11 protein-coding genes and 2 tRNA genes are annotated in these 14064 nt (G+C 67.2%); 2 read left to right on the top strand and 11 right to left on the bottom strand.

The window, feature by feature from the left end:
- Nucleotides 1-28: 28 nt before the first annotated feature.
- The 4 genes from infC to uvrB form a co-directional block, all read right to left on the bottom strand.
- Nucleotides 29-529 (bottom strand): translation initiation factor IF-3, encoded by a 501-nt coding sequence (gene infC / locus HRU81_04945; GenBank protein ID QOJ33289.1) that lies wholly within the window; start codon nucleotides 527-529, stop codon nucleotides 29-31.
- Nucleotides 530-550: 21 nt separating this feature from the next.
- Nucleotides 551-2479 (bottom strand): threonine--tRNA ligase, encoded by a 1929-nt coding sequence (thrS, locus tag HRU81_04940; protein ID QOJ31496.1) that lies wholly within the window; start codon nucleotides 2477-2479, stop codon nucleotides 551-553.
- A gap of 28 nt (nucleotides 2480-2507) precedes the next feature.
- A tRNA-Val gene (locus HRU81_04935) sits at nucleotides 2508-2583 on the bottom strand.
- Nucleotides 2584-2658: 75 nt separating this feature from the next.
- The gene (gene uvrB, locus HRU81_04930) at nucleotides 2659-4689 is read right to left on the bottom strand and encodes an excinuclease ABC subunit UvrB (protein ID QOJ31495.1); all 2031 of its coding nucleotides are present in this window, start codon (nucleotides 4687-4689) and stop codon (nucleotides 2659-2661) included.
- 79 nt (nucleotides 4690-4768) lie between these two features.
- On the opposite strand from uvrB, the gene HRU81_04925 reads away from it, so the two are divergent.
- Entirely contained in the window at nucleotides 4769-5950 is a 1182-nt protein-coding gene (locus HRU81_04925; protein ID QOJ31494.1) for a pyridoxal phosphate-dependent aminotransferase, read from the top strand.
- A 104-nt stretch (nucleotides 5951-6054) separates the two neighbouring features.
- A tRNA-Asn gene (locus HRU81_04920) sits at nucleotides 6055-6129 on the top strand.
- A 36-nt stretch (nucleotides 6130-6165) separates the two neighbouring features.
- On the opposite strand, the gene HRU81_04915 is transcribed toward HRU81_04920, so the two are convergent.
- The 7 genes from HRU81_04915 to rpsA form a co-directional block, all read right to left on the bottom strand.
- Entirely contained in the window at nucleotides 6166-8760 is a 2595-nt protein-coding gene (locus tag HRU81_04915) for a TonB-dependent receptor (protein QOJ31493.1), read from the bottom strand.
- Between the two features lie 253 nt (nucleotides 8761-9013).
- The gene (galU, locus tag HRU81_04910) at nucleotides 9014-9877 is read right to left on the bottom strand and encodes a UTP--glucose-1-phosphate uridylyltransferase GalU (protein ID QOJ31492.1); all 864 of its coding nucleotides are present in this window, start codon (nucleotides 9875-9877) and stop codon (nucleotides 9014-9016) included.
- Nucleotides 9878-10002: 125 nt separating this feature from the next.
- Nucleotides 10003-10269, bottom strand: a complete 267-nt coding sequence (locus HRU81_04905; protein ID QOJ31491.1) for a helix-hairpin-helix domain-containing protein — start codon at nucleotides 10267-10269, stop codon at nucleotides 10003-10005.
- Nucleotides 10270-10409: 140 nt separating this feature from the next.
- The gene (locus HRU81_04900) at nucleotides 10410-11594 is read right to left on the bottom strand and encodes a tetratricopeptide repeat protein (protein ID QOJ31490.1); all 1185 of its coding nucleotides are present in this window, start codon (nucleotides 11592-11594) and stop codon (nucleotides 10410-10412) included.
- Nucleotides 11584-11877: a LapA family protein gene (locus HRU81_04895; GenBank protein ID QOJ31489.1), complete on the bottom strand. Its 294-nt coding sequence runs from the start codon at nucleotides 11875-11877 to the stop codon at nucleotides 11584-11586. Before HRU81_04895 ends, HRU81_04900 begins: the two co-directional genes overlap by 11 nt.
- Nucleotides 11878-11914: 37 nt before the next feature.
- Nucleotides 11915-12217 carry an integration host factor subunit beta gene (gene ihfB, locus HRU81_04890; GenBank protein ID QOJ31488.1) on the bottom strand — a complete coding sequence of 101 codons (303 nt, stop codon included), beginning with the start codon at nucleotides 12215-12217 and terminating at the stop codon, nucleotides 11915-11917.
- A 95-nt stretch (nucleotides 12218-12312) separates the two neighbouring features.
- Nucleotides 12313-13995, bottom strand: a complete 1683-nt coding sequence (rpsA, locus tag HRU81_04885) for a 30S ribosomal protein S1 (GenBank protein ID QOJ31487.1) — start codon at nucleotides 13993-13995, stop codon at nucleotides 12313-12315.
- Nucleotides 13996-14064: the final 69 nt, after the last annotated feature.

The following is a 14064-nucleotide window of genomic DNA, read 5'->3' as shown; positions in this document are numbered from 1 at the left end:
GGGATGCCCGGCGCTGGCTGGCCGTCACTCACTTTCTCTTTGGTGAAATCACCATCACCAGCTGGCGGCCTTCGAGCTTCGGCATCTGCTCGACTGCGCCATGCTCCTGAAGGTCCTGCTGCACACGTTGCAGCAGCTTGAAACCCAGGTCCTGGTGCGCCATCTCGCGCCCCCGGTACCGCAGGGTCACCTTCGCCTTGTCACCTTCGCTCAGGAAGCGCACCAGGTTGCGCAGCTTGACCTGGTAGTCGCCTTCCTCGGTGCCGGGGCGGAACTTCACTTCCTTGACCTGGATCTGCTTCTGCTTGCGCTTGGCAGCATGGGCCTTCTTGTTCTGCTCGAACAGGAACTTGCCGAAATCCAGGATCCGGCATACCGGCGGGTCGGCGGTGGGGGAAACCTCCACCAGGTCCAGTTCCTGGGACGATGCCATCTCGAGCGCCTGCTCTCTGGTCATCACCCCGATCATCTGCCCGTCGGCGCCGATGACCCGCAACTGGCGGGAGTCGATTTCCTCGTTCCGCCGAATCCTCTTGCTAGCGACGATGCGTCAATCCTCCATAGCGACGCGGCCGCGGCTCGCGACCTCGGAACCAAGGTGCCGGGACAGTGCCTCGAGGGACATCGTGCCCAGATCCTTGCCGCTTCGCGTGCGCACGGCCACGGTCTTCGTTTCGGCTTCCCGGTCGCCCGTCACCAGGAGATAGGGAACCCGCTGCAGCGTGTGTTCGCGAATCTTAAAGCCGATCTTCTCGTTTCTCAAGTCCGCCGCGATTCGAAAGCCCTGATTTTCCAGTACTTCCTTGACCGTGCCGGCGTAGCCGGCCTGGCGGTCGGTGATATTGAGGACCACGGCCTGCACCGGCGCCAGCCAGGACGGCAGCCGGCCGGCGTGGTGTTCGAGCAGAATGCCGCAAAACCGCTCCAGGGAACCGAACATGGCCCGGTGGAGCATGACCGGCACCCGCCGCTGGCTGTCGTCGGCGACGTAGCTGGCCCCCAGACGCCCCGGCAGGTTGAAGTCCACCTGCAGGGTGCCGCATTGCCAGTCCCGGCCGATGGCGTCGCGCAGCACGAATTCGAGCTTCGGGCCGTAGAAGGCCCCCTCCCCCGGGTTGCGGGTCATCTCCAGGCCCGCCGCCTCGGCCGCGGCCAGCAAGGCCGCCTCGGCCCGGTCCCAGATGGCGTCGCTGCCGACACGCTTCTCCGGCCGGTCGGAGAACTTGATGCGGATGTCCTCGAAGCCGAAGTCGCGGTAGATACCGAGGATCAGGTGGGTGATCGCCACCGACTCCGCGGTGATCTGCTCCTCGGTGCAGAACACGTGGGCATCGTCCTGGGTGAAGGCGCGCACGCGCATCAGGCCATGCAGCGCCCCGGAGGGCTCGTAGCGGTGGACCTTGCCGAACTCGCAGATCCGCAGCGGCAGCTCGCGGTAGCTCTTCAGGCCCTGGTTGAACACCTGGATGTGGCCCGGGCAGTTCATGGGCTTGATGGCGTAGACCCGCTCGTCCGGAGTCCGGGTCATGAACATGTTCTCGCCGAACTTCTCGACGTGACCGGATTGCACCCAGAGGCTGCGGTCCATGACCTCCGGGGTGTTGACCTCGAGATAACCCGCCTGCTGCTGGCGCTCGCGCATGTAGCCGATGAGCTGCTGGAACAGCGTCCAGCCCTTCGGGTGCCAGAAGACGGCGCCGGGCGCTTCTTCCTGGAAGTGGAACAGGTCGAGCTCGCGGCCGATGCGGCGGTGGTCGCGCTTCTCGGCCTCCTCGAGACGGTGCAGATAGTCCTTGAGCGACTTCTCGTCCGGCCAGGCGGTACCGTAGATGCGCTGGAGCATCTCGTTGCGCGAGTCACCCCGCCAGTAGGCGCCGGCCACCTTCATCAGCTTGAACGCCTTGAGCTTGCCGGTGGACGGCACGTGCGGGCCGCGGCAGAGGTCGAACCAGTCGCCCTGCCCGTAGAGGCCGATCTCCTCGCCTGCCGGGATGCCGGCGATGATCTCCGCCTTGTACTTCTCGCCGAGGTCGCTGAAGACCCTGACGGCCTCATCGCGCGGCAGCACGCGCCGGCTGACGGGCAGGTCGGCCCTGGCCAGCTCCTTCATCTTCGCCTCGATGGCGGCGATGTCCTCGGGCGTGAAGGGCCTCTCGAAGGCAAAGTCGTAGTAGAAGCCGTCCTCGATCACCGGGCCGATGGTCACCTGCGCGGCGGGGAACAGCGCCTTGACCGCCTGCGCCAGCAGGTGCGCGGTGGAATGCCGGATGACCTCGAGACCGTCGGCGTCCTTGTCGGTGACGATGGCGACGCGCGCATCGCCGTCGATGCGGAACGAGGTATCGACCAGCCGGCCATCGACGCGGCCCGCCAGCGCGGCGCGTGCCAGGCCGGGGCCGATGGCGGCGGCCACCCCGGCCACCGTGACCGGGTGATCGAAGCTGCGGGTGCTGCCATCGGGCAGGGTAACGACGGGCATCGGTGGCCTTCGGGGCTGTACGCTGGAATGGTAGGCGCGAGTGGAATCGAACCACCGACCCCTTGCATGTCAAGCAAGTGCTCTAACCGCTGAGCTACGCGCCTGTGGGCATTCGGGCCGCCGGCAGGCGGCCACGGAGGCGCAACGATACCCAATCGGCCGCCCCCGCCGCAAGGCACTCAGCCCGCCTGGCGCGACGGGGGCAGTCCCAGCCCCTGCTCACGCAGCGCCGCGATCTGGTCCCGCAGCCGGGCGGCCTGCTCGAATTCCAGGTTGCGGGCATGCTCGTGCATGCGCTTCTCCAGCCGGCGCAGTTCCTGCGCCGTGCCCGCGGGACCCAGGCTGGCGTAGTCCGGCGCGGCCGGTTCGGCCACCCGCCGACGCTCGCGGCCCCTGCCGCGGGCCGGCTCGCTGCGCGCACCCTCGAGGATGTCGCGCACGTCCTTGCGGATGCTGGCCGGGACGATGCCGTGGGCCTCGTTGTAGGCCAGCTGCCGGGCGCGCCGGCGGTTGGTCTCGGCCATTGCCCGCTCCATGGAACCCGTGACGCGGTCCGCATAGAGGATGGCGGTGCCGCGGACGTTGCGTGCCGCCCGGCCGATGGTCTGGATCAGCGATCCCTCCGAGCGCAGGAACCCTTCCTTGTCGGCATCGAGGATCGCCACCAGCGAGACCTCCGGCATGTCGAGGCCCTCACGCAGCAGGTTGATGCCGACCAGCACGTCGAAGCGGCCGAGGCGCAGGTCGCGGATGATCTCCGTGCGCTCCACGGTCTCGATGTCGGAGTGCAGGTAGCGCACCCGCACGCCATGCTCCTGCAGGAAGTCGGTCAGGTCCTCCGCCATGCGCTTGGTCAGCGTGGTGATCAGCACGCGCTCGTCGTCGGCCACCCGGCGGTTGATCTCCGACAGCACGTCATCCACCTGCGTGGCGGCGGCGCGCACCAGAACTTCCGGATCCAGCAGCCCGGTCGGCCGCACCACCTGCTCCACCACGGCCTGCGATTCGCGGCGCTCGTACGGACCAGGCGTCGCCGAGACATACACGGTCTGCGGCGCGATGCGCTCGAATTCGTCGAAGCGCAGCGGGCGGTTGTCCAGAGCCGATGGCAGGCGGAAGCCGTACTCCACCAGCGTCTCCTTCCGCGAGCGGTCGCCACGGTACATGCCGCCCAGCTGCGGGATGGTCACATGGCTCTCGTCGACGATCAGCAGTGCATTGCGCGGCAGGTAGTCGAACAGGCAGGGCGGCGGCTCCCCGGGCTGGCGCCCCGAGAGGTAGCGGCTGTAGTTCTCGATGCCGTTGCAATAGCCGACCTCGTTGATCATCTCGAGGTCGAACATCGTGCGCTGCTCCAGCCGTTGCGCCTCGAGCAGCTTGCCCGCCTGGCGAAGCACCGCCAGGCGCTCGCGCAGCTCCTCGCGGATCTGCTCCACGGCGCGCAGCATGATGTCGCGCGGCGTCACGTAGTGGGTCTTCGGGAACAGCGTCAGGCGCGGCACGGACTCGCCCTGCTCGCCGGTCAGCGGGTCGAACCAGGTGAGCGACTCGATCTCGTCGTCGAACAGCGCGACGCGCACCGCCTGGCGCTCCGAATCCGCGGGGAACACGTCGAGGATCTCGCCACGCACCCGGTAGCTGCCCTGGGACAGCTCGAGGTCATTGCGCGTGTACTGCATCTCCGCGAGGCGACGCAGCAGGTCGCGCTGGTCGACGCGATGGCCACGCGAGAGGTGCAGCACCATGCTCAGGTAGGCCTGCGGATCGCCGAGGCCGTAGATGGAGGAGACCGTGGCGACGATGATGGCGTCGGCACGTTCCAGCAGCGACTTGGTGGCCGAGAGCCGCATCTGCTCGATGTGGGCATTGATCGATGCGTCCTTCTCGATGTAGGTATCGGTGGACGGCACGTAGGCCTCGGGCTGGTAGTAGTCATAGTAGGAGACGAAGTACTCGACGCGATTGCGCGGGAAGAACTCCCGCATCTCGCCGTAGAGCTGCGCCGCCAGGGTCTTGTTGGGTGCGAGGATCATCGCCGGACGCTGGATCGCGGCGATGACGTTGGCCATGGTGAAGGTCTTGCCCGATCCGGTGACGCCGAGCAGCGTCTGCCTGGCGAGCCCGGCCTCGATGTCGGCCACCAGAGCGCGAATGGCCTCGGGCTGGTCTCCCGCTGGCCGCAGCGCTGTCGTCAACTCGAACCTGTCCATGTGCGCCCTTGGTTGCCGCAGGGGGATACCTTAGTATCTGCAGCCGCCTCGTATCGGCCGGATTGCCGGGGATCAGCCGTTGAGCCTATCAGTTTCCCAGCGCCTGCAACGCGCCAGGCCCTCACCCACCATGGCCACCAGCGCGCTGGCCACGGAGCTGCGCAGCCAGGGCCGTCCGATCATCGACCTCAGCGCCGGGGAGCCGGACTTCGACACGCCGGCCCACGTCCGTGCCGCCGCCATCGAGGCCATCGGCAGCGGCCTGACGCGCTACACGCCGGTCGAGGGATCGGCGGCACTGAAGGCTGCCATCATCGGCAAGTTCCGGCGCGAGAACGGCCTGGAATTCGCGCCGGAGCAGGTCATCGCCTCCTCGGGCGCCAAGCAGTCCTGCTTCAACCTGGCCATGGCCGTGCTGAATCCGGGTGACGAAGCCATCATCCCGGCGCCCTGCTGGGTGTCCTATCCCGACATGGTCCGGCTGGCGGACGCCGAGCCGGTGATGGTCAATGCCAGTCTCGCCGACGGATTCCGCATCACGCCGCGCGCGCTGCAGGCCGCCATCACCGAACGCACGCGGCTGCTGTTCCTCAACAGCCCGGGCAATCCCACCGGGGCCGCGTACAGCCGCGCCGAATGGCAGGCGCTGGGTGCGGTCCTGGAGCAGCACCCGAACATCGTCATCGGCGCGGACGACATCTACGAGCACATCTACTGGGGCCCGGAGCCGTTCGTGAGCTTCGCGGCGGCCTGTCCGTCGCTTGCGGATCGCACGGTGACCATCAATGGCGTCTCCAAGTGCTACGCGATGACGGGCTGGCGCATCGGCTACGCGGCGGGACCGCGGAAGCTGGTGGCCGCCATGAAGAAACTGCAGGGCCAGAGCACGTCGAATCCCTGCAGCATCTCCCAGGCTGCCAGCATCGCCGCGCTGGAGGGTGGGCAGGATTGCGTGCGGGAGATGACGCAGGCATTTCGCGTGCGCCATGACTACATCGTGGCCGCCCTGGATGCCATCCCGGGCCTGCGCTGCATTCCGGCTGCCGGCGCGTTCTACGCCTTCCCCGATGCGGGCGAAGCCATCCGCCGCCTTGGTCTGGCGGATGACGTGGCCCTGTGCGAGCTGCTGCTGCGCGAGGCCGACGTCGCGGTCGTGCCGGGATCGGCCTTCGGTGCCCAGGGGCATTTCCGCCTGTCGTATGCCTGCGGTATCGACACCCTGAAGGAAGCGATCGGCCGGATGCGCCGCGTCCTGGCCTGATTGGCCCGGCCGACGGACAGGTGCCTTGACTTGGCCTGCCGCTTAAAACAGAATCGCCCCGCTTCTCAAGGGCTTAAGCCCCGCAGCATGAGTCTGGTATCCACTCCCCGGTAGCTCAGTGGTAGAGCGATCGGCTGTTAACCGATTGGTCGCTGGTTCGAGTCCGGCCCGGGGAGCCAGTCTCCTGCTGCCGCTGCGATAACGCAGCCCCCCATTCAGCGTTCCTCCCCGCCGAAGCGCACGCGCGCCGTGAGGCCCCAGGTGGCCAGGCGGGGATGCGTCACCGTCAGCCGCCAGGGAAAGAAGTCGTCCGGGGTCGAGGATGGCGGCGCCTGCTGGTAGACGTCCGTGGCATTGGTGAAGAAGACGTCCCGATAGGCGGCGATCGGGCTGTCGTCGTTGAAGACGTTCCGTCCCCAGAGCTCGACCGAGTAGCGGCCCGATTCGATGCCGAGCGTCAGGTTCACGTAGCTGTGGTCCGGCAACCAGCTGTCGTTGCTGTTGCCCTCGTAGACCTTGCCCTGGTAGCTGTAGTCGGCACGCGAGAACAGGCTCCATTCGCCGGACAGCTGCCGCCGGTAATCCAGGCTGGCGCTGGCCTGCCACTCCGGCTGGCGCAGCATGGTGTTCCCCGAGATATCGCCGGAGCGGGCCTTGCAGTCCGCTTCCGCGGCAGGGTTGGTCACCGCCGCCTGGCAGTCATCGGGCCGGAAACCCGGGAAGGTCGCCAGCGTCGCCTGGCGGGTCCCATGGTCCCAGGTGGCATCGGTATGCGAGCCGCTCAGCCGCATGGACAGGTCATCGGTGATCTGCACGTCCATCACCACTTCCCAGCCGATGATCGTCGCGTTGCCCAGGTTGCCGTTGAAGCTCACCGGTGTCTGGAAAGCCCGGCCATCGAAGGGGCTGCTCTCGTAGACCTCGGGAATGACCACGTCATCCCAGTTGTTGAGGTACACCGACATGTCGATCGCCATGCGCCCGTCGGGCGTGTGCCCCTTGATGCCCAGTTCGGTGGCCAGCAGCTTCTCCTCGTCGAAGGGCTTGATGAGCAGTCCCGAGCTGAGATCGACATAGTTGACGCTGACGACGTCGAAGCCGCCGGATTTTTCACCCCTGGACACCGACGCGTAGGTCATCCAGTCGGGGGAGACGTCGAGCTTTGCGCCCAGCCGCCAGGTGACGGCATCCCAGCTGTCCTTGTCGTGGGCACTGAGGAGCGGGTCGGCAGCGGCGAGATTCACCTCGTCCCAGCGGTACCCCTGCACTTCCTTTTCCTCATGCCCGTAGCGCAGCTGGGCATCGAGCGTCAGGGCATCGGTCACATCCATCTCGCCCGAGGTGAAGACCGACCAGGAATTGTCCCGGTTCTCCTGGATGTGACGCTCGAGCGGATCGGCATCACCCCCGGGCTTGAACCAGGGGCGGAAGGCGGCATCGCCGATGATGATCGGGAAGGTCGTGACGATGGGGCCGAACTGGTTGGCCGGGAAGGCGGGCGCCGGCTGATTGGTCGCCTCGACGCCACGCTCGCGCACGTCTCGATCCACGTCGTACCAGTAGGCACCGGCCGACCAGCGGAAGGGCTGGTCCTGGCCGCTGGTGAAGCGGATTTCCTGGCTGATCTCCTGCGTCTCGCTCTCCTGCTGGAGCTGCAGCAGCCCAGTGGTGAGGCGGTCGACCTGGAGCACGCCAGCGAGGCGGTTGCAGGTGTAGGCCCCGCCACCGAGGTCGGTGGTGCTGGTGCAGAAGACGAAGGGCAGGTCGACGCCGAGGCTGCGGTTGCCATCGACCAGGGCAGACTGCGTGGTTCTGGAATAGCCGGTCAGGGCGGTGACCGTCCCGCCGAGCACGTCCCAGTCGATCGTCAGGTGGCCCCGCGCGAGGTCCCGGTCCTCGCCGAGTGCGCGCGCGATCTTGGGGATGGACTCGTTGGCCAGCGCATCGGCAAGGTACTGCGCAGACGGGGTGCCGATGCCGCGCAGGCTGTCGGCATACTCGTCCATGCTGGGGATCCGGCCGCAGAAGTCCTGCAGGCGCTTCAGGTTGAGGTTGGCATCCACGCGGTTCTGGCAGGTGGCCGGGTAGGCCGTGGTCGCCGAGTCGTCTATCTCGTCATTGGAGTAGTACAGCGCGCCGGTCATGCTGAAGCTTTCCGCCGGCACCCAGCGCAGTGTTCCCTGGGCACTGCGATAGCGGTAGCCGGATATGTCCTGGTGGCCCAGCGGATTGCCATAGGTGCCGTCGAATTCGTCGTAGAGCGCCGACAGGCGCCCGGTCAGCTGGTCGGAGAAGATGGGCCCGGTGATCGCCGCCTGCCCCCCCATCCGGCCATCCGAGCCACCGGTCATCTCCGCCTTCATGCCGAACTGGTCGGAGGGCATCTTCGTCACGTAGTTGATGGCGCCGCTGAAGGCATTGCGGCCGTACAGCGCGCTCTGCGGCCCCTTGACCACTTCGATGCGTTCCAGGTCGAGCTGGGAGAAGTTCAGCCCCTCGCGACCCGAAACGTAGATGCCATCGACGAAGATCGCCGCGTTGTTCTCGCCGAAGATGTCCGTGGGTGCCATGCCCCGGATCACCGGCACCGCGAGGAACTCGCCCTGCGCATTGAAGAAGGACAGGCCTGGTGTCAGCTCCGCGACGTCATAGAGGTCACGGATGCCCGCACTCTCGATGGCGTCGGAGGTGAAGGCCGTGACGGCCACCGGCACCTCCTGCAGGTTCTCGGCCTTCTTGCGCGCGGTGACGACGATCTCCTGGATCATCGTGTCGACCTGCGCCAGTGCCATGCCCGTGGGCACACTCACCAGTAGCGCGGTGGCGACGACTGCAGACAGTTGGACGATGCCATTGCGACGGCATGGCGCTTGCTGCTTTCCCATGGTTGCCCCCCCCTGACAAACCCCAGTCAACCGGGCCCGCCGGGCAGTCCGACAGGGCGCCCGAACCGGTCCTGTTGGCTGGTATAACCGAATTTCAGCCCGGGCGCCACATCCGCGGCCGCCGAAAGCCGCCGGGTGCGGGCGGGAAAACAACGGCGGCTGCCGCGGTGCCCAGGCCTCAGCGATGCGCGGCGAGGTGCGCCTTCAGCGACTCGCGCAGCGCCTGGTCCTCCATCGCGAAATCGACGATGGCCTCCACGTAGCCGAGCTTGCTGCCGCAGTCGTAACGCCGGCCGGCGAAGCGGAAGGCGTGCACCGGCTCCTGCCGCAGCAGCGCCGCGATGCCGTCGGTGAGCTGGATCTCCCCGCCCGCGCCGCGGCCGATATTCTCCAGCATGTCGAAGATGGCGGGCGTGAGCAGGTAGCGGCCCACCACCGCCAGGGTCGATGGTGCCTTGTCGGGTGCCGGCTTCTCGACGATCCGGCGCAGCCTGCCCTCGCTGTCCGCATCGACGATGCCGTAGCTGCTGGTCTTCTCCGCCGGCACGTCCTCCACCGCCAGCACGCTCGCGCCATGCTGCTCGTAATGCCCGCGCATCTGCGCAAGGCAGGAAGTACGGGCGCGGATCAGGTCATCAGGCAGGTGCACGAAGAACGGCTCGTCGCCCACCGCCGGACGGGCACAGAGCACGGCGTGGCCGAGGCCGAGGGGCTCGCCCTGCCGGATGTACACGCAGGACACCCCGTTCGGCAGGATGTTCCTGACCAGTCCCAGCAGCTGCTGCTTGCCGGCCGCTTCCAGCGCGCGCTCGAGTTCCGCATCGCGATCGAAATGGTCCTCGATCGAACGCTTGGTGCTGCCCGTGATGAACACCAGCCGTGTTGCACCGGCAGCCAGTGCCTCTTCCACCGCATACTGGATCAGCGGCTTGTCGACGATAGGCAGCATCTCCTTGGGCATCGCCTTGGTAGCGGGCAGGAAGCGTGTGCCCCGCCCGGCCACCGGGAAGACTGCCGTTCGTACCGGCTTGAACCTGGCCATGGTTGCTGGATCCGCCTGGGAATGGACGCAAGATCTTAGCGAAATCCCCGGGCGAATTCCGCGACGGGCATGGCCTGTGGACGGGTACGGCGCCGCCGGCGCCGCACCCGTCCCGCAGGAGCCGCCTACCTGGCAGGATCGCGGAGCTGGAGGTTGGCCTTGTTCTGCTGGAGGACCTGGGGCCCGATGCCCTTGACCTTGAGCAGCTCGTCGGCGGAGCGGAACTTGCCGTTCTTCTCCCGGTATTCGACGATCGCCTTGGCGCGTGCCAGGCCGATGCCGTCGAGTTCCCGCGCCAGGGTGGCGGCATCCGCGCTGTTGAGGTCGACGGGCCCGGCCAGCCCCAGGGCAGGCACCAGCAGCGCCGCGGCGATGATCAGCCAGTTTCGCATGTCAGTCTCCTTGATGTGTCAGCAGGGGTATCACCCGCCACCATGGCGGATGCTGACAGCCTAGGATCCGGACCAGGACGATCCCAGCGGGAAAACATGCGTGAAACAGCGGAAACGCGGGCCACGGCGCCGCGACAGCTTCAGCGATCACCCGACTCGAAAGCCAGCCGCACGCGCGGCCGCACCACGTCCCAGGCCGCGCAGCCCGGGCACTGCCACTGCAGGCTGGCACTGGCGTAGCCGCACTCGAGGCAGCGGTAGGAACGGCCGGCGCTCGCCATGTGGCGCAGCGCCCGGCGCACCCGCTCCAGGGCCTGCGCCCGCTCGGCCTCGGGCGCCGATGCCAGCCGCTCGCCATCGACGAGCGCCTGCAGGGTGGCATCGGCACGGATGAAATCCCGGAGGCAGGCCAGTGCGCGCGGGTCATTGATGCCAGGATCGAGGATGGTGGCAAACGCCACCGCGCGTGCTGCCCGTGGATCCTGCGCCAGCAGGTCCTCGATGAACCGCGAGAAATCAGCATCGCGGCCGGCAGCGCGGCAGGCCGCGGACAGGCGTGGCAGGACATCCACCAGCAAGGACGGCTCGCGCTCCGCGACGCGCTGGTAGCAACGGATGGCCTGTTCATGGTCGCCGGCGTCGGAGGCCACCGCGGCGCGCACCAGCGCCAGCCGCACGCTGTCCTGGCGAGCCTGTGCGGCCCGGTCCAGCCAGGCGATGGCCTGCGGCAGGTTCCTGGCAAGCCTGGCCTGCTCGGCCAGTTCGCAGAGGTAATGTGCCACCCGGCCGGAACGCGCTGCCGTACGATCCACCGCCTCCAGCTCGCGGTGCAGCTCGATGGCGCGCTCCCACTCGTGGGTGAGCTCCGCCAGGCGTATCAGGCGGCGCAGCGCTTCGATCCCCTGCCGCGGGGAACCGCGCAACTCCGCCAGCAGGGTCTCGGCGCGGTCGAACAGGCCGGCACTCAGGTAGTCCTCTGCCAGCGCGAACTGCGCCTGCTCCCGGTGGTCGCGCCGCAGGTTGGGGCGATCGATCAGGTCCCTGTGGACGCGGATGGCGCGCTCCACCTCGCCCCGCTTGCGGAACAGCTGCCCGAGCGCGAAATGGGTCTCGATGGTGTCTTCATCGAGTTCGCCAGGGGTGGTGAAGGCCTCCAGTGCCCGGTCCGGCTGCTCCCTGAGCAGGAACCGGAGGCCGCGCACGTAATCGAGGCCGCTGGGTCCCAGTTCCTCGTCGTCCAGCTGCCCGAGGCGGGCGAATACGTAGCCGAGCGCTGCCGCGATGAACAGCAGCCCGGCAAAGAAGAACGCCGCCTCAGTCGGCATGCGGCGGAGGCAGGCTGCGCAGCGTATGGACCTCGGCCTCGGCGAGGCGCAGCGCCTTGCGCAGCTTGCGCCGCTCCAGCCACATGCGCAGCAGCACCAGCGCCAGGCTCAGCAGGCCGAATACCCAGCCGGCGGCAAATGCCAGCGTCAGCGCCAGCGACTTCTGCATGCGGGTCTCGAACAGCCCGAGGTCGAGGTCGACGAGTCCCGGGTTCATGGCCGCGAACAGCACGGCCAGCACCAGCATGAGGAACAGCAGCAACAGCCAGAAGATCCTGTGCACGATGATCCCTGCCACCTCCGCCGGGGTTGGGGGACGGCTATTCCTTGATCGGCAGCGACTTGTTCTCGTTGACGCGGTCGCGCAGGTCCTTGCCGGGCTTGAAGTGCGGGACGAACTTCCCGGCCAGCGCCACGGCCTCGCCCGTCTTCGGGTTGCGCCCCTGACGTGGAGGCCGGAAGTGCAGGGAAAAACTGCCGAAACCGCGGATCTCGATGCGCTCGCCCGATGCCAGCGCGTTGCTCATCAGTTCCAGCAGGTGCTTGACCGCCAGTTCGACGTCCTTTGTCGGCAGATGCTTCTGCTTGCGTGCCAGCAGCTCGATGAGTTCAGACTTCGTCATGGCCAAGGCAGTACTCCCCCTGATCATCCGTCACCGCCGGCCCGGGTCTGCTGCCCCGGCAGCCGGCGGTGGCGCCCCATCACGCCCGGTTGCGCTCAGCCCTCGCTGCCGCCGCCGGCGATCCGCTCCTTGAGCAGGTCGCCCAGCGTGGTCCCGGAAGTGGCATCCGAGGAACGGTAGCTTTCCACCGCCTCCGCCTCCTCATGGGCCTCCTTGGCCTTGATGGACAGCGAAATGACGCGGCTCTTGCGGTCCAGGCCGGTGAACTTCGCCTCCACCACGTCGCCGACCTTCAGCACGGAACGCGCATCCTCGACGCGGTCACGCGCCAGCTCGCTGGCGCGCAGCTGCCCCTGGATGCCGTCGCCAAGGTCGATGACTGCGGCACGGGCATCCACCTCGATGACCGTTCCCTTGACGATGCTGCCCTTGGGAAACTGCGCCATGAACGTCGACAGCGGGTCGTTGTCGAGCTGCTTGACGCCGAGCGAGATGCGCTCGCGCTCGGGGTCGATGCTGAGCACCACCGCCTCGACATCCTCGCCCTTCTTGTACTTGCGCACCGCCTCCTCGCCGGGGGCATCCCAGGAAATGTCGGAGAGGTGCACCAGGCCGTCGATGCCGCCAGGCAGGCCGATGAAAATGCCGAAGTCGGTGATCGACTTGATCTTGCCGGTGACGCGGTCGTTCTTGTTGTAGCTCGCCGCGAACTCGGCCCAGGGATTCGGCTTGCACTGCTTGAGACCCAGCGAGATGCGCCGGCGCTCTTCGTCGATGTCGAGGACCATGACCTCGACCTCGTCGCCGATCTGCACGACCTTCGACGGATTGACGTTCTTGTTGGTCCAGTCCATCTCCGAGACGTGGACCAGCCCCTCGACGCCCTCCTCGATCTCGACGAAGCAGCCGTAGTCGGCGATGTTGGTGACCTTGCCGAACAGCCGGGTATTGGGCGGATAGCGGCGGGAGATCGCCTCCCAGGGATCCGAACCCAGCTGCTTCACGCCGAGCGAGACGCGGTTCTTCTCGCGGTCGAAGCGCAGGATCTTGACGTTGATCTCGTCGCCGACATTGACCACTTCCGAGGGGTGCTTGACGCGCTTCCACGCCATGTCGGTGATATGCAGCAGGCCGTCGATGCCGCCGAGGTCGACGAAGGCACCGTAATCGGTGAGATTCTTGACGATGCCCTTGACGGTGGCGCCTTCCTGCAGCTGCGAGAGCATGGCCTCGCGCTCGGAGCTGTATTCCTGCTCCACCACCGCGCGTCGCGACACCACGACGTTGTTGCGACGGCGATCGAGCTTGATCACCTTGAACTCGAGGTCCTTGCCCTCGAGGTAGGAGGGGTCGCGCACAGGGCGCACGTCCACCAGCGAGCCCGGCAGGAATGCGCGCACATAGTCGACGTCCACCGTGAAGCCGCCCTTGACGCGCCCGCTGATCAGGCCCCTGACGATCTTGCCGTTCTCGAAGGCATCTTCCAGCTGCTCCCAGGTGCGGGCGCGCTTGGCGCGTTCGCGGGACAGGCGGGTCTCGCCATGGCCGTCCTCGACGGAGTCCAGCGCCACTTCGACGTGGTCACCGATCTGCACCTCGATCTCGCCACGTTCGTTGCGGAACTGGCTGGTAGGAATCACGGCCTCGGACTTCAGTCCGGCGCTGACGACCACGACCTCGTTGGACACCTCCACCACTCGACCGGTGAGGATGGTGCCGGGGCGGATACGGCTGCTGGCAAGACTTTGCTCAAAGAGCTCGGCAAAAGATTCGGTCATTTATGTTCATCCGGCCGCCAACATCAGGGCGGCGATTGGTTGTGTCCGCAACATCCTGTCGCGAAACGG

The sequence above is a fragment of the Gammaproteobacteria bacterium genome (assembly GCA_015709695.1).
Taxonomy (GTDB): Bacteria; Pseudomonadota; Gammaproteobacteria; order Steroidobacterales.
The sequence above is the reverse complement of the archived record's forward strand: the minus strand, read 5'-3'. Positions and strand labels throughout refer to the sequence as shown.